This is a genomic window from Citrobacter sp. Ce119 (assembly GCF_030334525.1).
In the GTDB taxonomy this organism is placed as follows: Bacteria; Pseudomonadota; Gammaproteobacteria; order Enterobacterales; family Enterobacteriaceae; genus Citrobacter; species Citrobacter europaeus.
In genome coordinates this window covers 151931-172408 of the sequence record NZ_JAOWDR010000041.1, presented here as the reverse complement: position 1 = coordinate 172408, position 20478 = coordinate 151931, and the positions used below count along the sequence as shown (strand labels likewise).

Below are 20478 nucleotides of genomic sequence, written 5' to 3'. Positions count from 1 at the left end.
CCTGTCCCATTACGCTCTTTGTTCTTCATACTTCAGGTTGTCTCTTTGTTGGCTGCGCTTCCTCGCACCAGTCACATAGTTCACTATGCTCCTGGCAACTCGCGCGCTTGCCGCCGCGATACAACCCGAATTATTTTGAACAACCAAAAGCGTAATAAGACAGGTTCTGCGTTTAGTTGCCGCGCACTTTATATGGCGCTTGATTTACAACATCTTCTGGTTAACGTTCTGCCAGAAAAATCACTAATTCTTTCGTTGCTCCAGGCGGCGTAAGGCGCGTTCACGACGACTTTCCTCACGGCTTCTGTCCAGCAGAATCTCTTCGATAAAGGCCAGGTGACGATGAGACGCTTCACGCGCTTCTTCAGGCTTCCCGGCGATGATTGCTTCAAAGATACGGGTACGATGACTGCTTACCAGCGGCAGCATCTCGCGACGCGCATACAGCAATTCGAAGTTTTGCCGAACGTTCTGGGCCAACATCGGCTCCATACACCTTAGCAAATGGAGCAGCACTACATTGTGTGCCGCTTCGGTGACAGCAATTTGATACTGAAGTACCGCATCAGATTCGCCGTCAAGATCGCCGGACTGTTGCGCAAGCTCGATTGCATGGTGGAGTTCACGGATACGCGTTTTGTCTTCATCCGTGCTGCGCAGTGCAGCGTAATAAGCTGCAATACCTTCCAACGCATGGCGCGTTTCAAGCAGGTCAAACTGGGATTCAGGATGGTCGGAGAGCAGCTCTACCAGTGGGTCGCTAAAGCTCTGCCACAGGCTGCTCTGAACAAAAGTGCCACCGCCCTGACGACGAAGCAGTAACCCCTTCGCTTCAAGGCGTTGGATCGCCTCGCGTAAGGAGGGGCGGGAGACGTCGAACTGTTTTGCCAGCTCGCGTTCCGGTGGGAGTTTTTCTCCGGGGCGAAGTGTCCCCTCAAGAATTAAAAACTCCAGCTGCTGCTCAATCACATCGGAGAGTTTTGGTTGGCGGATTTTGCTGTAGGCCATGATTTCCTGTCTTAAGCCATTTGCCCGGAGTCAATTGGTCTTACCAATTTCATGTTCTTGACGCTAAAGTAACAAAGTATTCACCTTCTGTCCATACAGGTTTTGATTGAAATCAGTAAAGGGGGCATATTTTAACAACATTACAGAAATAACGTTTCAAACATGTAACTATGCACAAATGTTAAATTTACCCACCACGGGGTAGTTTTAACGGAATTGAAACGAAATATTATCTCATCTGAACCGATTCACCTGCTTATTTATCGACGTATCAACCACAATTAATGAATAGAAATTCAAAACGGAAATTTTGTGGTAGATAAACTCGTATTTACAAATGGTTTCTTTTTATTCAACTCGTCATCTTCCCCGCACAAAGCAGGTGCATTCGCGCTCGCATATCATTATTCTGATCAAGACAAAAGTCTTAAGGCAACATTTTATCTAAAGCATCTGTAAACTAATTAATACAACAAACGGAATTGCAAACTTACACACGCATTACTGCGTAGTTCAAAAAATAAGTACTCGAAATATGAAGAGTAAAACCACACACGAGGTTTAATGATGGAAAGTCAACAGCATGGCGATCAGCTCAAGCGCGGTCTTAAGAACCGCCATATACAGCTAATCGCACTGGGTGGCGCGATTGGTACCGGGTTATTCCTCGGTAGCGCATCCGTTATCCAGTCTGCAGGACCGGGTATTATTCTGGGTTACGCTATTGCCGGCTTTATCGCCTTTTTGATTATGCGTCAGTTAGGTGAAATGGTGGTTGAAGAGCCGGTTGCAGGCTCCTTTAGCCACTTTGCTTATAAATACTGGGGCGGTTTCGCAGGCTTCTCTTCTGGCTGGAACTATTGGGTTCTGTACGTGCTGGTTGCCATGGCTGAACTGACAGCCGTGGGTAAATATATCCAATTCTGGTATCCAGAGATCCCAACCTGGGTTTCTGCGGCGGCCTTCTTCGTGCTGATTAACGCCATCAACCTGACCAACGTGAAAGTGTTTGGCGAAATGGAGTTCTGGTTTGCCATTATTAAAGTCATTGCCGTGGTTGCGATGATCCTGTTCGGCGGCTGGTTGCTGTTTAGCGGCAACGGCGGTCCGCAGGCCAGCGTCAGTAACCTGTGGGACCAGGGGGGCTTCCTACCGCATGGATTCACCGGTCTGGTGATGATGATGGCTATTATTATGTTCTCTTTCGGTGGGCTGGAGCTGGTCGGGATCACCGCGGCAGAAGCCGATAACCCGGAGCAAAGCATTCCCAAAGCAACCAACCAGGTTATCTACCGTATCCTGATTTTCTATGTAGGTTCGCTGGCGGTTCTGCTTTCCCTGATGCCGTGGACGCGCGTCACGGCTGATACCAGCCCATTTGTCCTTATTTTCCACGAGCTGGGCGACACCTTTGTTGCTAATGCCCTGAACATCGTAGTGTTGACCGCTGCCCTTTCTGTCTATAACAGCTGCGTATACTGCAACAGCCGTATGCTGTTCGGTCTGGCACAACAAGGCAATGCGCCAAAAGCGCTGATGAACGTCGACAAACGCGGCGTACCAGTAAACACCATTCTGGTCTCCGCACTGGTTACGGCGCTGTGCGTACTGATCAACTATCTGGCGCCGGAATCCGCCTTTGGCCTGCTGATGGCGCTGGTGGTTTCCGCACTGGTGATCAACTGGGCAATGATCAGCCTGGCGCACATGAAGTTCCGCAAAGCCAAACAGCAGCAGGGCGTTACCACACGCTTCCCGGCGCTGCTTTATCCGCTGGGTAACTGGGTGTGCCTGATTTTCATGGCTGCGGTGTTGGTGATTATGCTGATGACGCCGGGTATGGCGATTTCGGTATACTTAATTCCGGTATGGATTGCCATTCTTGGCATCGGCTACCTGTGCAAGCAGAAAACTGCTGGCGCGGTTAAAGCGCATTAATTCTCCCTCCCCCCACCTGCATCGGGTGGGGGTTGTTACCTGCCTCACACTTTCCCACTCACGACTGTTTAGTCCATATCAGCGGCGTTATCCTGCAACGCAAAAACAACGGTACCAGACAATAATTCTCTCCATATCTCATTAATGGAGTGCAGTTGATGGAAACCAGTAAGCTCACGGTGAAAGAAAAGATCGGCTATGGAATGGGCGACGCCGGATGCAACATCATCTTTGGCGCCATCATGTTGTTTGTTAACTACTTTTACACAGATATTTTTGGTCTGGCGCCTGCCCTGGTCGGCGTATTACTGCTCTCAGTACGCGTTATCGATGCCGTTACTGACCCTATAATGGGCGCGATGGCCGACCGCACCCGCAGCAAATATGGTCGATTTCGTCCATGGCTTTTGTGGATGGCTTTCCCTTACGCATTATTCAGCGTACTTATGTTTACCACCCCTGAGTGGACATATAACAGCAAAGTTATCTATGCGTTCGTCACTTACTTCCTGCTCTCTATCACCTATACGGCAATCAACATTCCTTACTGCTCGCTCGGCAGCGTCATCACCAACGATCCAAAGGAACGCGTCGCTTGCCAGTCATATCGCTTTGTATTGGTCGGGATAGCAACCTTGTTACTCTCGCTCACCCTGTTGCCCATGGCGGACTGGTTTGGTGGGGAAGACAAAGCCAAAGGCTATCAGATGGCGATGGCGGTCCTTGCCTTCATCGGTATGTGTATGTTCCTGTTTTGCTTTGCAACTGTGCGTGAGCGCGTCCGTCCTGCGGTCCCGACTAACGACGACTTAAAAGCAGACCTGAAGGACGTGTGGAAGAACGATCAGTGGGTAAAAATTCTGCTGTTAACCCTGTGCAACGTCTGTCCGGGCTTTATTCGCATGGCCGCCACTATGTACTACGTGACCTGGGTAATGCAGCAAAGCACGCAGTTTGCCACGTTGTTTATCAGCCTTGGCGTTGTCGGCATGATGATCGGCAGCATGCTGGCAAAGGTGTTAACCGATCGCTGGTGCAAACTGAAAGTCTTCTTCTGGACCAATATCATCCTGGCGATTTTCTCCGGCGCGTTTTACTTCTTCGATCCAAAAGCCACCATGATGATTATGGTGCTCTACTTCCTGCTCAACATTCTGCATCAGATCCCTTCCCCACTGCACTGGTCGCTGATGGCGGATGTCGATGACTACGGCGAGTGGAAAACCGGTAAACGCATCACCGGAATCAGCTTTTCCGGCAACCTGTTCTTCCTGAAACTGGGCCTGGCGATTGCCGGAGCGATGGTTGGCTTCCTGCTTTCCTGGTACGGCTACGACGCAGGGGCGAAAGCGCAAAGCGACTCCGCCATTAACGGTATTATGCTGCTGTTTACCATCATACCTGGCGTAGGCTACCTGATTACCGCAGGCGTGGTTCGTCTGCTGAAAGTTGATCGCGAGTTTATGCAGCAAATCCAGGCAGATTTAGAAAAGCGTCGCGCCAACTACCGTGAACTGAATGAATACCACGATATAAAAACGACTGAAACCGTAAGGAAAGCCTAATGAATCAGTGGCCTAATCCCTTTATTGAACAACGTGCCGACCCGTTTATTTTACGTGACGGTAGCCACTACTATTTCATTGCTTCAGTGCCCGAATACGATCGACTGGAGCTCCGTCGCGCTGACACGCTGGAAGGGCTGCGCACCGCCGTCCCGGTTGTCGTCTGGCGCAAACCAGAAAGCGGCCCCATGAGCCAACTCATCTGGGCGCCTGAGATCCATCATCTGGCAGGCAAGTGGTACATCTATTTTGCCGCCACCCACACACAGGCGCTCGACAAGCTGGGGATGTTCCAGCACCGTATGTTTGCGCTCGAATGTGCGGACACCGATCCGCTGGCAGGCAAGTGGACAGAGAAAGGCCAGATTAAGACACAGTTTGATACCTTTGCGCTTGATGCCACCACCTTTCATCACCAGGGAAAACAGTGGTATCTGTGGGCGCAGAAATCCCCCGATATCGCAGGCAACTCCAATATCTATCTCGCTGAGCTGGAAAATCCATGGACGATTAAAGGCGAGCCAGTCATGCTCAGCCATCCAGAGTATGACTGGGAATGCCGGGGTTTTTGGGTCAACGAAGGTCCGGCTGTCATGGTTCACGGCGACAAGCTGTTTATCAGCTATTCGGCCAGCGCCACCGATGAGAACTACTGTATGGGATTATTGTGGATTGACCTCAACGCCGATCCGCTCAACCCGCAGAACTGGCACAAATCACCACGCCCGGTCTTTTCCACCAGCTACGAAAACCGCCAGTACGGACCGGGACACAACAGCTTTACGCAAACGCCGGAAGGTGAGGATGTGCTGGTGTACCACGCGAGAAATTACACCGAAATTGAAGGCGATCCGTTGTACGATCCAAACCGCCACACTCGCCTGAAGCTCGTGCGCTGGGACGAAAACGGGATGCCTGATTTTGGCGTGCCGCCAGCGGATACGTATTGAGTCATTGCGCCGTTATCCGGTCTAGACATGCGCCAGGCCGGATAAGGCGGTTATGCCGCTATCCGGCAACAATCGCTAGATCAGTGTTCCATAAATTGTCAGCAGCGCAATGACCACCACCACCACAAACGAAGTCTTCTTCGCCATTGAAACAGCCGCTTTTGGCGTTTCGACTTTATCGGTATGGGGTTCGCGCGCCAAAGAAAACTGCGCCAGGCGCGTAAGTACCTGGTATTGCGAAGTATGTAGATCGGCAAGCGATGCAAACCAGGCTGGCAACGCCTTCTCGCCGTGTCCTAACAGCGCATAGACCACGCCCGCCAGACGCACCGGGATCCAGTCCAGCACATGCAGGATCGCATCAATACCCGATTGCAAACGCTGGTGCGGGGTCTGATAGCGCGCCAGCCAGGACTGCCAGGCACGTAAAAAGGCGTAACCCACCAGCGTTACCGGTCCCCACGGGCCACCGACAATCAGCCAGAATAACGGCGCCAGATAAAAGCGAAAGTTGTTCCATAGCAGCGCGTTCTGCAGTTCGCGCAGGAACTCACGCTCATCACAGTCCGGCGGAACACCATGGATAAGCGTCAGCTCGCTGGCCATCGCCTCACGGGCGTGAGCGTCATCGCGAGCCGCCGCGTTCAGATAGGCATGATAATGAAGACGCGTTTTGCCAGCCCCAATACACAGCAAGCCAATTAAGATCCACACCACCAGCAAGGGCACGTTAAACAGCAGTCCATGAAGTGCGCGCAGCAGCAGAAACGTCACCCCCATCGCAATCAGGGCCATGCCTACGGTACGCATCATTGAGAAATGCTTCACCCGGCGGAAAAATGCTTCAACCCGGTGATCAAGCTGCCAGTGCTCACCCAGCTTAAACAGGCGTTCAACAATCAACACCAGTAATGTTGTAAACAGCGTCATGTCATCTCCTTTTGCGACGAGGGGGTGACCAGGGCGCGAAACCTTGCCCAGTCAAAAGAGGGCCCGGGATCGGTCTTACGCTCGGGCGCAATATTGCAATGTCCTGTCATATTGTTAGCAATAGCCGGATAACGCGTAATCAGGGCATTGGTCACGGCTGCAAGTTGCTGGTACTGCGCATCGGTATAGGCCAGCGTATCCGTCCCTTCCAGCTCAATACCAATTGAAAAATCATTACAGCGTTCGCGCCCTTGATAGTTCGACACGCCAGCATGCCAGGCGCGTTTATCAAAGGGGACATACTGCACGATTTCACCATCACGGCGAATTAAACAATGGGCCGACACGCGCAGATGGGCGATCCCGGCAAAATAAGGATGGGCATTAGGATCAATCGTGCCGGTAAACAGCGCATCAATCCACGGTCCGCCGAACTCGCCGGGCGGCAGACTGATATTATGCACCACCAGCAGAGAACGGTTTTCGTCATCCGGGCGGCAATCGTAATGAGGAGAGGGAACGCGTCGCGCCTCTGCCAGCCAGCCCTCGTCTAACAACATGCAGAATCTCCTTATTGGTGGTGCTCATATCAGGTTCAGGGTAGCATGTTTCCACCTTATGATTCGTTAGCAATTTGGAGTTTTATCATGCCGCCTCGCCGCTATAACCCTGACTACCGACGTGACGCGCTGTTGGAACGCATAAATCTGGATATCCCTGCCGCTGTAGCTCAGGCGCTGCGTGAAGATTTAGGCGGAGAAGTTGATGCCAATAACGATATCACCGCACAGCTTTTGCCCGAAGATATGCGCTCCCACGCCACCGTGATCACCCGCGAAGATGGCGTTTTTTGTGGAAAACGCTGGGTGGAGGAAGTCTTTATTCAACTGGCTGGCGATGATGTCAACATCACCTGGCATGTTGAAGATGGCGACAGCATCAAGGCCAATCAGCCGCTGTTTGAACTGGACGGCCCTTCCCGCGTGCTGCTGACCGGCGAACGTACCGCGCTTAATTTTGTGCAGACCCTTTCAGGTGTGGCGAGCGAAGTGCGTAAATACGTCGACCTGCTGGCGGGAACAAAAACCCAGTTGCTGGACACGCGTAAAACCCTGCCTGGGCTGCGCACCGCCCTGAAATACGCCGTATTGTGCGGCGGCGGCGCGAATCATCGCCTGGGGCTTTCTGACGCTTTCCTGATTAAAGAAAACCACATTATTGCTTCTGGCTCAGTACGTCAGGCCGTTGAAAAAGCCTTCTGGCTGCACCCGGATGTGTCGGTTGAAGTCGAAGTGGAAAGCCTGGATGAACTTGATGACGCGCTGAAAGCCGGGGCCGACATCATCATGCTCGATAATTTCGAAACTGACCAAATGCGTGAAGCGGTCAAACGCACCAACGGCCAGGCGCGTCTGGAAGTGTCGGGTAACGTCACCTATGAAACGCTGCGCGAATTTGCCGAAACCGGCGTGGATTTCATCTCTGTTGGCGCACTGACCAAGCATGTTCGCGCACTCGATCTCTCGATGCGTTTTCGCTAAATACTGATGGTTTAGCCCGGTAGTGATTTCGCTTATCGGGCCATTCTGCATGCCGGAGAAAGCGTTTTCGCCGCTATTCGGCAGTTTCTTCGAGCCTCTTCGCAAATACGTTGTTTGATTCTGTAATCTCGTAAAGATCCTCGGAACCCGCCTTCCCATTCTGTTTTTTGCCTCTCGCCGTGACCCCGACCGTTTGCCAAAGTAGCGCCAGCTAACTCAAGGAGCGAACGATGGACAAGCAACGCGGCTTCACGCTTATCGAACTCATGGTGGTCATTGGCATTATTGCCATCCTTAGCGCCATCGGCATTCCGGCCTATCAAAACTATCTGCGCAAAGCTGCGCTGACAGACATGCTGCAAACCTTTGTTCCCTATCGCACGGCGGTTGAGCTTTGTGCGCTTGAGCATGGCGGAACAGCAACCTGCGATGCCGGAACGAATGGCATCCCTTCTCCAGCCACTACCCGTTATATCTCCGCCATGAGCGTTGAAAAAGGGGTGGTCAGCCTCAGCGGACAAGAAAGTCTGAACGGACTAACCATCACCATGACGCCAGGTTGGGACAATGCCAACGGCATTACTGGCTGGAGTCGTAACTGCGTCATCCAGAATGACAGCGCACTGCAACAAGCCTGTGAAGACGTTTTCCGTTTCGACACCAATTAAGGAAAAGAGATGAATACCACCCAACTTACGGCACTGTGCCAACGTTATCAGGGAATATTACTGGATGCAGACAATGAAGTGGTGCACATCGCCGTCGTGGATGCCCCGTCCCACGAACTGCTGGACGCGCTGCATTTTGCCACCACCCGACGTATAGACATTGTCTGCTGGACGCGTCAGCAAATGGAAGGCCACACGCATACGCCGCGGAACATGCTCCCGGCTGTAGTCACCAAAAGCAGCGCCAGCGCAGCAGACCTGCTGAATCAGACGTTTCATTCTGCTCTGATGCAACGGGCTTCTGATATTCATATTGAGCCAGCGGAAAATCACTACCGAATCAGATTACGTGTAGATGGCGTACTGCATGCTTTACCGGAAGTCACAACTGAGATGGGCATCGCTATCACTGCAAGACTAAAAGTTTTAGGCAGTCTGGATATTGCCGAGCACAGACTTGCGCAAGACGGACAATTTACCGTTGAGATTTCTGGAGAGCCGGTCTCGTTTCGCATCGCCACCCTGCCCTGTCGCTACGGCGAAAAAGTAGTGCTGCGGCTACTGCATCAGGTCGATCAAACGCTGGAGATCACCGCGCTAGGAATGCAGGACGCGCAACTGGGCGCATTTTCGCACGCGTTACAGCAGCCTCAGGGGCTAATTCTGGTCACCGGACCGACCGGGAGCGGTAAAACAGTCACGCTGTACAGTGCGCTGCAAACCCGAAACACCCCGGATGTGAATCTTTGTAGCGTAGAAGATCCGGTAGAAATCCCGATCGCAGGTCTTAACCAGACGCAAATTCATCCTCGCGCCGGTCTCACTTTTCAGGGCGTATTACGCGCGCTGCTGCGCCAGGATCCCGACATTATCATGGTGGGTGAAATCCGCGATGGCGAAACGGCTGAAATAGCCCTAAAAGCCGCACAAACCGGTCATTTGGTTCTATCAACACTGCACACTAACTCCACCACTGAAACGCTGATACGCCTGCAGCAAATGGGGGTCGCACGCTGGATGATCGCCTCCGCGCTGACGCTCGTCATTGCGCAGCGGTTGGTGAGAAAATTGTGTCCCCATTGCCGACAACGGCTGGAAACGCCGATCGCGCTCCCGGAAGCGATATGGCCTGCGCCACTGCCACATTGGCAGGCCACTGGCTGTGAACATTGCTATCAAGGATTTTATGGTCGTACGGCATTGTTTGAAGTACTCCCCGTTACGCCGGTATTGCGCCAGAGCATCGCCAACGGTACGTCCGCAGAAGAAGTGGAGTCAGATGCAAAGCAATTGGGGATGAGTACGCTTTTCGAAACTGGTTGCCAGGCAGTCGAACAAGGGCTAACGACATTTGAAGAGCTGATACGCGTACTGGGCATGCCTCATGTCAGCTAAACAGCTTTGGCGCTGGCAAGGCATTAACAACGAAGGTCAACCGCTGGAAGGTGTATTGTGGGCCGATACCCGCCCCTCATTAATGCTTGCTCTCGAGCAACAGCGTATTACACCGCTACGTATAAACCGTATGCGCGCCAAAGCCTCACACTGGAGCCGTGAACGAAGCGCCGAAACCATACACCAACTGGCAACATTACTAAAAGCCGGGTTAACGCTCTCGGCAGGCCTAACCCTGCTGGCTGAACAGCATCCCAGCCGTCAGTGGCAGGCGCTACTGCGCACGCTGGCTCACGATATGGAGCAGGGCATTTCTCTCTCCACCTCTCTGTCGCAATGGCACCACGTTTTTCCGCCTCTTTATCAGGCAATGATCCGCACCGGAGAGCTTACGGGGAAGCTGGACGACTGTTGCTTTGAACTCGCCCGTCAGCAGAAGAATCAACAGCAACTTGCCGATAAAGTAAAAAAAGCCCTGCGCTATCCGATTATCATTATCACGATGGCGGTAATGGTCGTGTTTGCGATGCTGCAATTTGTACTCCCTGAGTTTGCCGCCATTTACCGGACGTTTAACACTCCGCTACCAGCGCTCACTCAGTGGATTATTGCCATCGCGCACTTTAGCGGCCAATGGGGAGGGCTGATCGGAGCATTCAGCCTGGTCGCGGTTGCTGTATATTATTTGATAAAGCAGAAACCGTACTGGCTTATTCTGCGCCAGACATTACTGCTCGGTCTGCCGGTTATAGGGCCGATGGTGAGAGGCCAAAAACTCACGCAGATCTTCACCGTGCTGGCGTTAACGCAAAATGCAGGAATTCCCTTTTTGCAGGGTCTTGAGAGCGTGACTGAAACGCTGGACAACCCTTTCTGGTCACAGCGCTTAGCGCGGGCACACCACGACATCAGCGCCGGAAAACCGGTCTGGTTAGCGCTTAAAAATTGCGGTGAATTCAGCCCATTGTGTATACAACTGGTCAGAACAGGTGAAGCTTCCGGCTCACTGGATGCCATGCTGCGCAATCTCGCACATCACCACGGCGAGAAAACGTTGTCTCAGGCGGAGAATCTGGCCGCGCTGCTTGAGCCTGCGTTGCTGGTCATTACGGGGCTTATCATCGGTACGCTGGTCGTCGCGATGTATTTACCGATTTTCCATTTGGGAGATGCGATGAGCGGGGTGGGATAGATTCAAATGCCGGATGGCAGCGTAACGCCATCAGGCATTTCACAGAACGACCTGTTTTTACAGGCTATTGAAAACGCGGTTTTCTTGTTCCTGTACGCGAATAAACGTTGTACGTTTGGTCAGTTCTTTCAGACGAGAAGCACCAACATAGGTACAGGCAGAACGCAGGCCACCGAGGATATCACGCGCGGTATTATCAACCGGGCCACGCAGAGGCAGCTTAACGGTTTTACCTTCCGCTGCACGGTATTGCGCAACACCACCAACGTGACGCGTCATGGCAGATTCAGAACTCATTCCGTAGAACAGCATGAATTTCTCACCGTTCTCTTCGACAATTTTGCCGCCGCTTTCTTCATGACCGGCCAGCATGCCGCCGAGCATCACGAAGTCCGCGCCGCCGCCGAACGCTTTTGCCACGTCACCCGGCATTGTGCAGCCGCCGTCGCTGACAATCATGCCGCCCAGACCGTGGGCTGCATCGGCACATTCAATAACCGCCGAAAGCTGTGGATAGCCAACGCCGGTTTTTACACGCGTGGTACATACAGAACCCGGGCCGATGCCGACTTTAACAATGTCCGCGCCGGAAAGTACCAGCTCTTCACACATTTCGCCGGTGACCACATTGCCCGCACAAATTGTTTTTGTCGGCCATGCTTCACGCGCTTTCGACACAAACTGAACAAAATGCTCTGAGTAGCCATTTGCCACGTCAATGCAGATAAAGTTCAGCGCTGGGTTAAGCGCCAGAATCTGTTTGGTTTTTTCGAAATCTGCGTCAGAGGTACCGGTTGAAACCATCACGTGTTTGAGCACATCGGCAGAACTCTGCGCGATAAAGGCAGCCCAGTCTTCAACAGAATAGTGTTTGTGCACAGCGGTCAGGATGTCGAAAGATGCCAGTGCCGTTGCCATGGCAAACGTCCCGACAGTGTCCATGTTCGCCGCAATAATGGGAACGCCGGACCAGGTCTGACCTGAATGCTTAAAGGTAAATTGACGCTCCAGCTCAACATCGGAACGGCTTTTGAGAGTAGAACGCTTAGGGCGGATAAGAACGTCTTTGAAACCTAACTTCAGATCTTCTTCGATACGCATGTGCGGATTCCTGGGGTTAATGGCGAAAAATCGAAACTCACAACTCCAGTGACGCTATCATACGCACTAATCAATGCCGCGCAAGACTGCGAAATTCTCTTTTTTTACGCTACAATCCCATAAATTTACCTGGCGAATAGTAGGTTAATCCTGCAACAGCCTCGCCTTCGCACGCTTAACTTTTAACTGTTTGATAATCAAACTCAAACTCCAGGATCTGCATCTATGAGGTATACGGTAGCCTTAACCGGCGGCATTGGCAGTGGTAAAAGTACCGTTGCAAATGCGTTCGCTGACCTCGGAATAAACGTCATCGATGCAGATATTATTGCGCGCCAGGTGGTTGAACCCGGCACACCTGCCCTTAAGGCGATCGAAGAACATTTTGGTTCCGAGGTTATAGCCGCGGACGGATCGTTGCAGCGGCGCATTTTACGCGAACGCATTTTTTCCAATCCTGAGGAGAAAAGCTGGCTAAATGCCCTGCTTCATCCGCTTATTCAGCAGGAAACACAGCGCCAGTTTCAGCAAGCGACCTCCCCTTATGTGTTGTGGGTTGTACCTTTGCTGGTAGAAAATTCGCTGTATAAAAAAGCCAACCGTGTACTCGTGGTGGATGTTACCCCCGAGACACAGCTCAGACGCACGATGCAGCGCGATGACGTCACGCGTGAGCATGTTGAACAAATTCTTGCTGCCCAGGCAACGCGTGAAGCGCGTCTGGCCGTGGCAGACGATGTTATTGATAATAATGGCGCACCGGAAGCCATCGCCTCGGATGTCGCCCGCCTGCACGCGCTCTATTTGCAATGCGCGTTGCAGTTTGTCTCACAGGAAAAACCGTAATGTACACCCAGGTCCTTTTTGAACACCCTCTCAATGAGAAGATGCGTACATGGCTGCGCATTGAGTTTTTAATCCAACAGCTCTCCGTTAATTTACCTATTACAGACCATGCAGGCGCACTGCATTTTTTCCGTAATATCGGCGATTTACTGGATGTCTTTGAACGCGGTGAAGTCCGCACCGAACTCCTCAAAGAGTTAGAGCGACAACAGCGAAAACTCCAGGCCTGGGTTGAAGTTCCCGGCGTCGATCAAAGCAGGATCGACGCATTGCGCCAGCAGTTAAAAAGCGCGGGCAGCGTTCTGATTTCGGCCCCGCGTATTGGACAGACACTACGCGAAGATCGTCTGATTGGCCTCGTGCGTCAGCGTTTAAGCATTCCTGGCGGGTGCTGTAGTTTCGATTTGCCAACCCTGCATATTTGGTTGCATTTACCACAGCCGCAACGCGACGCGCAGGTTGAAGCCTGGCTTGCCAGCCTGAATCCGCTCAATCAGGCGCTAGCACTGGTGCTGGATTTGATTCGCAACTCTGCGCCGTTCCGTAAGCAAACCAGCCTGAATGGTTTTTACCAGGACAACGGCGAAGATGCCGATCTGCTTCGCTTGCAGCTGCCGCTTGATTCGCAGCTTTATCCGCAAATTTCTGGTCATAAGAGCCGTTTTGCCATTCGCTTTATGCCGCTGGATAGCGAAAATGGCCAGGTGCCTGAGCGTCTCGATTTTGAGCTGGCGTGCTGTTAAGGAGTCAACATGTCTGAACAAACTATCGTCAACTGCCCAACCTGTGGCAAACCCGTGATATGGGCTGAAGTCAGTCCGTTTCGCCCATTCTGCAGCAAACGCTGCCAGTTAATCGATCTGGGTGAGTGGGCCGCGGAAGAGAAACGCATCCCAAGCTCTGGCGATCTGTCGGAAAGCGATGACTGGAGTGAAGAGCAGAAGTAATTGCGCTAAAACGGTTGGCCGGGCAAGCATTGCGCCCCGTTAATAATTTACCGGATGCGGCGTTGCCTTATCCGGCCTACGAACACCATTAGCCAGCAATCAGCTTTTCAATGACCGGCGCATTCGCCGGCGGAAAATCTTCCGCATTTAGAGCAGCTTGCGCAATCCACTGCGCTGGTTGCCCCTCTTTTCCCCATGGTTCGCCTTCCCAGCTTTCAACCAGCCAGAACCACAGAGTGATATGCCGGTCCGGAAACTGATACTCCAGCTTTTCGAACAGCGAGCTATGGGTCGGCGTAATGCCCACTTCTTCCTGTAACTCGCGAATCAGCGCCTGCTCTGGCGTTTCACCCGCTTCAATTTTTCCGCCGGGAAACTCCAGCTTATTTGCCATGTGGGCATCAGCCGCACGCTGAGTTATGAAAATTTCATGGTGCTGATTACGAATAATCCCGACGGCGATCTGCAATATTTTCATCTTCATCGTCCATAAAAAAGGCGCAGAATTCTGCGCCTTTTCAGTAAGTTATTTTATTAGCTCAGACGGCCATGGCACTGTTTGTACTTTTTGCCAGAACCGCAAGGACACGGATCGTTACGACCCACTTTACGATCGCCGGTTTGTGCTGCCAGCTCTTCTGCCGCGGCAGAATCGTCACCTTTATGGCTCAACTGCTGCATCTGCGCTAAACGTTCAGCTTCTTCACGACGCTGCTGCTCCATCGCTTCTACTTCTTCAGGCATACGTACCTGAACTTTGCTCAGGGTGCTGATCACTTCGTACTTCAGTGATTCCAGCATTGATGCAAACATAGAGAAGGATTCACGCTTGTATTCCTGCTTCGGATCTTTTTGCGCATAACCACGCAGGTGAATACCCTGACGCAGGTAGTCCATCGCCGCAAGGTGCTCTTTCCACAGAGAGTCGAGAGTTTGCAGCATCACGCCTTTTTCGAAGTGACGCATCATCTCCGCGCCCACAACTTCTTCTTTACGCTGATAAACTTCGATAGCGTTTGCCAGAATACGTTCACGCAGCGTTTCTTCATGCAGCTCAGGCTCTTTATCCAGCCATTCTGAAATCGGCATGTCCAGATCGAAGTCGTTTTTCAGACGTTCCTGCAGACCCGGGATATCCCACATTTCTTCCAGAGACTGCGGCGGAATATAGGCATCAATCGTCGCTTTGAAGACATCTTCACGGATGCTGTTGATGGTCTCGCTAACGTCAGTTACGTCCAGCAGTTCGTTACGCTGGGTGTAGATTGCGCGACGTTGGTCGTTGGCAACGTCATCATATTCCAGCAGTTGCTTACGAATATCGAAGTTGCGGCTTTCCACTTTACGCTGCGCGTTTGCAATCGCTTTAGTTACCCACGGGTGTTCAATCGCTTCACCTGGCTTCATGCCCAGTTTACGCATCATGCCGGACACGCGGTCAGAGGCAAAAATACGCATCAGCGCATCTTCCATCGACAGATAGAAACGGGAAGAACCCGCATCACCCTGACGACCCGAACGACCACGCAGCTGGTTATCGATACGACGAGATTCGTGGCGCTCAGTACCGATAATATGTAAACCACCGGCGGCTAACACCGCATCATGGCGAACCTGCCACTCTGCTTTGATCTGCGCAATTTGTTCCGGAGTCGGGTTTTCCAGCTCGGCAACTTCCGCCTGCCAGCTACCGCCCAGCACGATATCGGTACCACGACCCGCCATGTTCGTCGCGATAGTCACGGCTGACGGATAACCCGCCTGAGCAACGATATCCGCTTCGCTGGCGTGGAACTTAGCGTTCAGGACGTTGTGCTTGATACCGGCTTTAGTTAATTCGTTAGAGACCACTTCCGATTTTTCAATGGAGATAGTACCCACCAGCACCGGCTGGCCATTTGCGGTACGTTCTTTAATATCTTCAATGATCGCCTGAATTTTTTCCGCTTCGGTCATGTACACCAGATCCGGTAAATCCTTACGGATCATCGGACGGTTGGTCGGCACAACCACGGTATCCAGTTTGTAGATGGAACTGAATTCAAAGGCTTCAGTGTCTGCTGTACCAGTCATACCGGCCAGTTTTTCGTACAAACGGAAGTAGTTCTGGAAGGTAATAGATGCCAGCGTCTGGTTCTCGTTCTGGATATCTACGCCTTCTTTGGCTTCAACGGCCTGGTGCAGACCATCGGACCAGCGACGGCCCTGCATGGTACGACCGGTGTGTTCGTCGACGATGATCACTTCACCGTCTTTCACGATGTAGTCAACGTCGCGGGTAAACAGTACGTGTGCGCGCAGCGCGGCAGTCACGTGGTGCATCAGCATAATGTTGCCCGGAGAGTACAGCGACTCGCCTTCATCCATAATGCCTTCGTTAACCAACAGTTCTTCAATCAGCACCAAACCACGTTCAGTCAGGTTAACCTGGCGCGCTTTCTCATCAACGGAGAAGTGGCCCTCACCCTGGAACGTGTCGGAATCTTCCTTCTCCTGACGAATCAGGTGCGGGATGATTTTGTTCACTTTTTTATACATTTCCGAGCTGTCTTCAGCCGGACCGGAAATGATCAGCGGCGTACGCGCTTCATCGATCAGGATGGAGTCGACTTCATCGACCAGCGCATAGTGCAGTTTTCGCTGAACGCGCTCTTCCGGGCTAAACGCCATGTTGTCGCGCAAGTAGTCAAAGCCGTATTCGTTGTTGGTACCGTAAGTAATATCGGCATTGTAGGCTTCACGCTTGGCTGGCGCAGGCAGGCCAGACATGTTGATACCCACGGTCATGCCGAGGAATTCAAACAGCGGGCGGTTATTTTCGGCGTCACGCTGAGCCAGGTAGTCGTTCACGGTAACCACGTGTACGCCCTTCCCGCTTAATGCGTTCAGGTAGGCAGGCAGCGTGGCGGTCAGGGTTTTACCTTCACCTGTACGCATTTCCGCGATGCAGCGATCGTTCAGGACCATACCGCCCAGCAGCTGAACGTCGAAGTGGCGCATGCCGAACACACGCTTACTCGCTTCGCGGACCACCGCAAATGCTTCCGGGATCAGGCTCTCAACGCTGGCGCCTTTTTCCAGACGGGCGCGGAATTCAGCGGTCTTCGCTTTCAGCTCATCATCGGAGAGTTTTTCCATCTCCGGTTCCATTGCGTTGATGACATTGACCACTTTGCGCATACGACGCAGCGTACGCTCGTTACGGCTACCGAATACTTTTGTTAATAATTTGATTAGCATAATAAAATCTCAAACGCCCCGCATTGCGGAGTCGAAAATTAAAAGTTGGAAGGTTCTTTTTTAGCTGAGGCGTTGAGGGCCAGCGCGGATTCCCTGCAGCTGACTGATCCAGACCGGAACGCTAAACGCGGCCTGAGAGGTAAAATTGGCGTATGTCACGCGACTCACGGTCGCGGGCGGTCTGCCTTCTTGCGTCAGCATCGCGCTGAGCGTATTTAGTAACGCAAGATGGTGCGCCTGGATTGGCAACGGCTCTTCGGCAACGGGTAGCGCCTGAGGGGCCATAGCAAAAGAAAGATGGCGAATAACCGTACGAATAGCATGCTGATGCCAGTAGTCGACGGTAAAATTCGGGCGGCGATTGGTCGCTTCCAGCAAAGCAAGCTGGTTAAAGTTAACTTTAGCGCCTTGATCGTGATTGCTGGCGGTCGCCTTCGCAGGGGTATTAGGTTCAGCAGCATTACCGAGCGCGGGCAGGCCAAAACTAGCCGCGACCATCCCCAACAGGAGATGCGGCCAGAAGTACCGTCTGCCTAACTGTCGCCAGCGCGTCAGTATTCCACTCACGTTATTGCCACCTGATATACCCTGCGTTTGGGGTTACAAATGCAAAACCATTTTTGCGCACAAATATTACCATTAATGCGTTCGCACCACAGCAGTAATGACGCAAGTCGCGGGTAAATATGCTTAAGAAAGCAGCGATCGAACGGTATTTTAATCTACCTGTGGGAAAAGTCGCTTCAGAGAAGGTGGTTTGCAATCGGAAGATAAAAAAAACGACTAGCTCACCTGGCCGGAGAGAGTGCCAGATTAACCAGTCGAATTTATGCGACAGGTATACACTTCATCTTTCAAGCTGCCTCTTTGTTGGCTGCTTTCTCTCACCCCAGTCACGTACTAGTGTACGCTCCTGCGGATTCGTTCAGTTGCCGCCTTGATGCAACTTGAATGATTTTGTGTATAGTTATTATGCCAGTACGGTCGAAGGTGCTTTGAACGCCAGTGGCAGTTCTGCATCGTCCTGGAAGGTCACATATTCCCAGGCTTCCTGTTTTGCCAGGACCGCCTGCAACAGTTTGTTATTCAATGCATGACCGGATTTATACGCGGTAAATGCACCAATAATGTTATGACCACACATGAACAAGTCACCAATCGCGTCGAGCATTTTGTGACGAACGAATTCGTCTTCAAAACGCAGGCCGTCTTCGTTCAATACGCGATAATCGTCAACAACGATGGCACAATCGAAGCTGCCGCCCAGGCACAGGCCGCGGGACTGCAGATATTCGATATCACGCATGAAGCCGAAAGTACGCGCGCGGCTGATCTGGCGCATGAACGCATCCGCAGAGAAGTTCATCGCGTAGCGCTGCGTGCTGGAGTCGATTGCCGGATGGTTAAAGTCGATGGTGAAATCCAACGTAAAACCATTGTATGGCTTAAACTCAGCCCACTTATCGCCATCTTCGACACGAACGGTCTCTTTGATGCGAACAAATTTTTTGGCGCTGCTCAGTTCTTCAATACCTGCATCAAGCAGCAGATAAACGAACGGAGCGGCACTGCCATCCATAATCGGGATTTCCGGGGCGTTAACTTCAATAACGATGTTATCGATACCTAAGCCCGCCAGAGCAGCATTAAGGTGCTCTACGGTTGAAATCCGCACATCATGCTCATTGACCAGACACGTACAGAGCATGGTATCACGCACAGATTTGGCATCGGCCGGGAAATCTACCGGAGGATTCAAGTCGGTGCGACGATAGATGACCCCGGTGTTGGCCGGCGCAGGGCGTAATGTCAGGGTGACTTTTTTGCCGGTATGCAAACCGACGCCAGTCGCCTGAACGATACGTTTAAGAGTCCTTTGTTTGATCATCGTATAATCTCGCCAAATTACCTATCCAACCGAAGTGTACTATACATTCGGTGGGCCAGTTTAGCACAAAGAGCCACAATTCCCAAATTCCAGCTAATTCTTAATCAGCTTGCTTACGCAGGAATGCTGGGATATCCAGATAATCCGGCTCTTTCGTGGTTTGCGGCGTATTGTCGTTAACCACTTTCGCTACCGGTTTCTGCTCTTGCGTCAACGGCGCCATACCGTGCTGCTGGTAACGATCCATTACCGGCTGCTGTACCTGCTTGTTGGTCACCAGAGTGATTTCAGGACGCTTGTCCATACCAATTCCAGTCGCCACAACGGTCACGCGCAGTTCGTCGTTCATATCCGGATCCAGAGAGGTACCGATAACCACAGTCGCGTTATCCGATGCAAATGCACGGATCGTGTTACCCACGGTTTCAAACTCATCCAGACGCAGGTCGAAGCCCGCAGTAATGTTGACCAGCACACCACGCGCGCCGGACAGATCGATGTCTTCCAGCAGCGGAGAAGAGATAGCCATTTCAGCCGCTTCTTCTGCACGGTCTTCACCGCTTGCCACGCCGGAGCCCATCATCGCGTAGCCCATTTCGGACATCACGGTGCGCACGTCTGCAAAGTCGACGTTCATCAGACCCGGACGAGTAATCAGTTCAGCGATACCCTGAACCGCGCCTTTCAGCACGTCGTTCGCTGCGCCAAACGCATCCAGCAGGGAGATACCGCGACCCAGCACTTTCAGCAGCTTGTCGTTCGGGATAGTGATCAGAGAGTCCACATGTTTGGACAGCTCGGTGATACCCTGCTCTGCGAATGCCATACGCTTCTTGCCTTCAAAGTTGAAAGGCTTAGTCACGACGGCAACGGTCAGGATACCTAAATCTTTTGCTACTTCAGCCACCACTGGCGCTGCACCGGTACCGGTACCGCCGCCCATGCCAGCTGCGATGAACACCATGTCTGCGCCGTCAAGCGCTGCACGCAGAGCTTCACGATCTTCGTCTGCCGCATTACGACCGACTTCCGGGTTTGCACCCGCGCCCAGACCTTTGGTGATGCCGCTACCAATCTGAATGGTCTGTCCAACCGCCGTTTTACGCAACGCCTGAGCGTCGGTATTCACAGCGAAGAATTCAACACCTTCGATGCGCTCACGCACCATGTGTTCAACGGCATTACCGCCGCCGCCGCCGACGCCGATGACTTTAATCACCGCGTCATTGGTAAGTTCCATAGGTTCAAACATAGTTTCTCTCTCCGTTG

At 52.3% G+C, this 20478-nt stretch carries 19 protein-coding genes; 10 read left to right on the top strand and 9 right to left on the bottom strand.

All coding sequences use genetic code 11. The features are described from left to right. Positions 1 to 243: 243 nt before the first annotated feature. Positions 244 to 1008 carry a pyruvate dehydrogenase complex transcriptional repressor PdhR gene (gene pdhR, locus OGV80_RS05260; RefSeq protein WP_003018699.1) on the bottom strand — a complete coding sequence of 255 codons (765 nt, stop codon included), beginning with the start codon at positions 1006 to 1008 and terminating at the stop codon, positions 244 to 246. A 564-nt stretch (positions 1009 to 1572) separates the two neighbouring features. Here pdhR and aroP point away from each other — a divergent pair. The 3 genes from aroP to OGV80_RS05245 all read left to right on the top strand — a co-directional run bounded on the left by aroP (position 1573) and on the right by OGV80_RS05245 (position 5461). Next, positions 1573 to 2946: an aromatic amino acid transporter AroP gene (gene aroP, locus OGV80_RS05255; RefSeq protein ID WP_008786209.1), complete on the top strand. Its 1374-nt coding sequence runs from the start codon at positions 1573 to 1575 to the stop codon at positions 2944 to 2946. Between the two features lie 158 nt (positions 2947 to 3104). Further along, the gene (locus tag OGV80_RS05250; RefSeq protein WP_080625722.1) at positions 3105 to 4511 is read left to right on the top strand and encodes a glycoside-pentoside-hexuronide (GPH):cation symporter; all 1407 of its coding nucleotides are present in this window, start codon (positions 3105 to 3107) and stop codon (positions 4509 to 4511) included. Beyond that, the gene (locus OGV80_RS05245; protein WP_080625723.1) at positions 4511 to 5461 is read left to right on the top strand and encodes a glycoside hydrolase family 43 protein; all 951 of its coding nucleotides are present in this window, start codon (positions 4511 to 4513) and stop codon (positions 5459 to 5461) included. Before OGV80_RS05250 ends, OGV80_RS05245 begins: the two co-directional genes overlap by 1 nt. 75 nt (positions 5462 to 5536) lie before the next feature. Here the strand turns inward: OGV80_RS05245 and ampE are convergent, their stop codons facing one another. Beyond that, positions 5537 to 6391: a beta-lactamase regulator AmpE gene (gene ampE / locus OGV80_RS05240; protein ID WP_043018439.1), complete on the bottom strand. Its 855-nt coding sequence runs from the start codon at positions 6389 to 6391 to the stop codon at positions 5537 to 5539. Then, the gene (gene ampD / locus OGV80_RS05235) at positions 6388 to 6951 is read right to left on the bottom strand and encodes a 1,6-anhydro-N-acetylmuramyl-L-alanine amidase AmpD (protein WP_286513929.1); all 564 of its coding nucleotides are present in this window, start codon (positions 6949 to 6951) and stop codon (positions 6388 to 6390) included. The genes ampE and ampD overlap by 4 nt, the downstream gene beginning before the upstream one ends. An 87-nt stretch (positions 6952 to 7038) precedes the next feature. Between ampD and nadC the strand changes: the two genes are divergently transcribed. The 4 genes from nadC to hofC all read left to right on the top strand — a co-directional run bounded on the left by nadC (position 7039) and on the right by hofC (position 11187). Then, a complete protein-coding gene (gene nadC / locus OGV80_RS05230) occupies positions 7039 to 7932 on the top strand; it encodes a carboxylating nicotinate-nucleotide diphosphorylase (protein ID WP_286513926.1) in 894 nt (297 codons plus the stop codon). A gap of 230 nt (positions 7933 to 8162) precedes the next feature. Further along, entirely contained in the window at positions 8163 to 8600 is a 438-nt protein-coding gene (gene ppdD / locus OGV80_RS05225; RefSeq protein WP_286513924.1) for a prepilin peptidase-dependent pilin, read from the top strand. Between the two features lie 9 nt (positions 8601 to 8609). Then, positions 8610 to 9995 carry a type II secretion system protein GspE gene (gspE, locus tag OGV80_RS05220; RefSeq protein ID WP_286513919.1) on the top strand — a complete coding sequence of 462 codons (1386 nt, stop codon included), beginning with the start codon at positions 8610 to 8612 and terminating at the stop codon, positions 9993 to 9995. After that, complete coding sequence (gene hofC, locus OGV80_RS05215; protein ID WP_043018434.1) at positions 9985 to 11187, top strand: protein transport protein HofC; 1203 nt, start codon at positions 9985 to 9987, stop codon at positions 11185 to 11187. Before gspE ends, hofC begins: the two co-directional genes overlap by 11 nt. Before the next feature lie 57 nt (positions 11188 to 11244). Here the strand turns inward: hofC and OGV80_RS05210 are convergent, their stop codons facing one another. Continuing rightward, a complete protein-coding gene (locus OGV80_RS05210; RefSeq protein ID WP_047406183.1) occupies positions 11245 to 12288 on the bottom strand; it encodes a GMP reductase in 1044 nt (347 codons plus the stop codon). A gap of 225 nt (positions 12289 to 12513) precedes the next feature. Here OGV80_RS05210 and coaE point away from each other — a divergent pair, with 225 nt between their 5' ends. From coaE to yacG, 3 genes are read left to right on the top strand one after another with little or no spacing between them, the layout of a single operon-like run. Continuing rightward, positions 12514 to 13134: a dephospho-CoA kinase gene (coaE, locus tag OGV80_RS05205; protein ID WP_087052182.1), complete on the top strand. Its 621-nt coding sequence runs from the start codon at positions 12514 to 12516 to the stop codon at positions 13132 to 13134. Further along, positions 13134 to 13877 carry a cell division protein ZapD gene (gene zapD / locus OGV80_RS05200; RefSeq protein ID WP_087052183.1) on the top strand — a complete coding sequence of 248 codons (744 nt, stop codon included), beginning with the start codon at positions 13134 to 13136 and terminating at the stop codon, positions 13875 to 13877. The genes coaE and zapD overlap by 1 nt, the downstream gene beginning before the upstream one ends. Positions 13878 to 13886: 9 nt before the next feature. After that, on the top strand, positions 13887 to 14081 hold the full coding sequence (yacG, locus tag OGV80_RS05195) for a DNA gyrase inhibitor YacG (RefSeq protein WP_087051013.1): 195 nt from the start codon (positions 13887 to 13889) through the stop codon (positions 14079 to 14081). An 88-nt stretch (positions 14082 to 14169) separates the two neighbouring features. Here yacG and mutT read toward each other — a convergent pair whose 3' ends face one another. The 5 genes from mutT to ftsZ all read right to left on the bottom strand — a co-directional run bounded on the left by mutT (position 14170) and on the right by ftsZ (position 20461). Further along, positions 14170 to 14559 carry an 8-oxo-dGTP diphosphatase MutT gene (mutT, locus tag OGV80_RS05190; RefSeq protein ID WP_047406187.1) on the bottom strand — a complete coding sequence of 130 codons (390 nt, stop codon included), beginning with the start codon at positions 14557 to 14559 and terminating at the stop codon, positions 14170 to 14172. A gap of 56 nt (positions 14560 to 14615) precedes the next feature. Then, positions 14616 to 17321, bottom strand: coding sequence for a preprotein translocase subunit SecA (gene secA / locus OGV80_RS05185; protein ID WP_043018428.1), 2706 nt, complete (start codon positions 17319 to 17321; stop codon positions 14616 to 14618). Between the two features lie 60 nt (positions 17322 to 17381). Then, complete coding sequence (gene secM, locus OGV80_RS05180) at positions 17382 to 17888, bottom strand: secA translation cis-regulator SecM (protein ID WP_043018427.1); 507 nt, start codon at positions 17886 to 17888, stop codon at positions 17382 to 17384. 403 nt (positions 17889 to 18291) lie between these two features. Continuing rightward, positions 18292 to 19209 (bottom strand): UDP-3-O-acyl-N-acetylglucosamine deacetylase, encoded by a 918-nt coding sequence (lpxC, locus tag OGV80_RS05175; protein ID WP_006686706.1) that lies wholly within the window; start codon positions 19207 to 19209, stop codon positions 18292 to 18294. Between the two features lie 100 nt (positions 19210 to 19309). Then, positions 19310 to 20461 (bottom strand): cell division protein FtsZ, encoded by a 1152-nt coding sequence (gene ftsZ / locus OGV80_RS05170; RefSeq protein WP_003018753.1) that lies wholly within the window; start codon positions 20459 to 20461, stop codon positions 19310 to 19312. Positions 20462 to 20478 lie beyond the last annotated feature (17 nt).

What these genes read in the sequence shown, in the direction of transcription:
- pdhR (WP_003018699.1), bottom strand. Translation starts at nt 1,008, where the DNA reads ATGGCCTACAGCAAAATCCGCCAACCAAAACTCTCCGATGTGATTGAG.
- aroP (WP_008786209.1), top strand. Translation starts at nt 1,573, where the DNA reads ATGATGGAAAGTCAACAGCATGGCGATCAGCTCAAGCGCGGTCTTAAG.
- OGV80_RS05250 (WP_080625722.1), top strand. Translation starts at nt 3,105, where the DNA reads ATGGAAACCAGTAAGCTCACGGTGAAAGAAAAGATCGGCTATGGAATG.
- OGV80_RS05245 (WP_080625723.1), top strand. Translation starts at nt 4,511, where the DNA reads ATGAATCAGTGGCCTAATCCCTTTATTGAACAACGTGCCGACCCGTTT.
- ampE (WP_043018439.1), bottom strand. Translation starts at nt 6,391, where the DNA reads ATGACGCTGTTTACAACATTACTGGTGTTGATTGTTGAACGCCTGTTT.
- ampD (WP_286513929.1), bottom strand. Translation starts at nt 6,951, where the DNA reads ATGTTGTTAGACGAGGGCTGGCTGGCAGAGGCGCGACGCGTTCCCTCT.
- nadC (WP_286513926.1), top strand. Translation starts at nt 7,039, where the DNA reads ATGCCGCCTCGCCGCTATAACCCTGACTACCGACGTGACGCGCTGTTG.
- ppdD (WP_286513924.1), top strand. Translation starts at nt 8,163, where the DNA reads ATGGACAAGCAACGCGGCTTCACGCTTATCGAACTCATGGTGGTCATT.
- gspE (WP_286513919.1), top strand. Translation starts at nt 8,610, where the DNA reads ATGAATACCACCCAACTTACGGCACTGTGCCAACGTTATCAGGGAATA.
- hofC (WP_043018434.1), top strand. Translation starts at nt 9,985, where the DNA reads ATGTCAGCTAAACAGCTTTGGCGCTGGCAAGGCATTAACAACGAAGGT.
- OGV80_RS05210 (WP_047406183.1), bottom strand. Translation starts at nt 12,288, where the DNA reads ATGCGTATCGAAGAAGATCTGAAGTTAGGTTTCAAAGACGTTCTTATC.
- coaE (WP_087052182.1), top strand. Translation starts at nt 12,514, where the DNA reads ATGAGGTATACGGTAGCCTTAACCGGCGGCATTGGCAGTGGTAAAAGT.
- zapD (WP_087052183.1), top strand. Translation starts at nt 13,134, where the DNA reads ATGTACACCCAGGTCCTTTTTGAACACCCTCTCAATGAGAAGATGCGT.
- yacG (WP_087051013.1), top strand. Translation starts at nt 13,887, where the DNA reads ATGTCTGAACAAACTATCGTCAACTGCCCAACCTGTGGCAAACCCGTG.
- mutT (WP_047406187.1), bottom strand. Translation starts at nt 14,559, where the DNA reads ATGAAAATATTGCAGATCGCCGTCGGGATTATTCGTAATCAGCACCAT.
- secA (WP_043018428.1), bottom strand. Translation starts at nt 17,321, where the DNA reads ATGCTAATCAAATTATTAACAAAAGTATTCGGTAGCCGTAACGAGCGT.
- lpxC (WP_006686706.1), bottom strand. Translation starts at nt 19,209, where the DNA reads ATGATCAAACAAAGGACTCTTAAACGTATCGTTCAGGCGACTGGCGTC.
- ftsZ (WP_003018753.1), bottom strand. Translation starts at nt 20,461, where the DNA reads ATGTTTGAACCTATGGAACTTACCAATGACGCGGTGATTAAAGTCATC.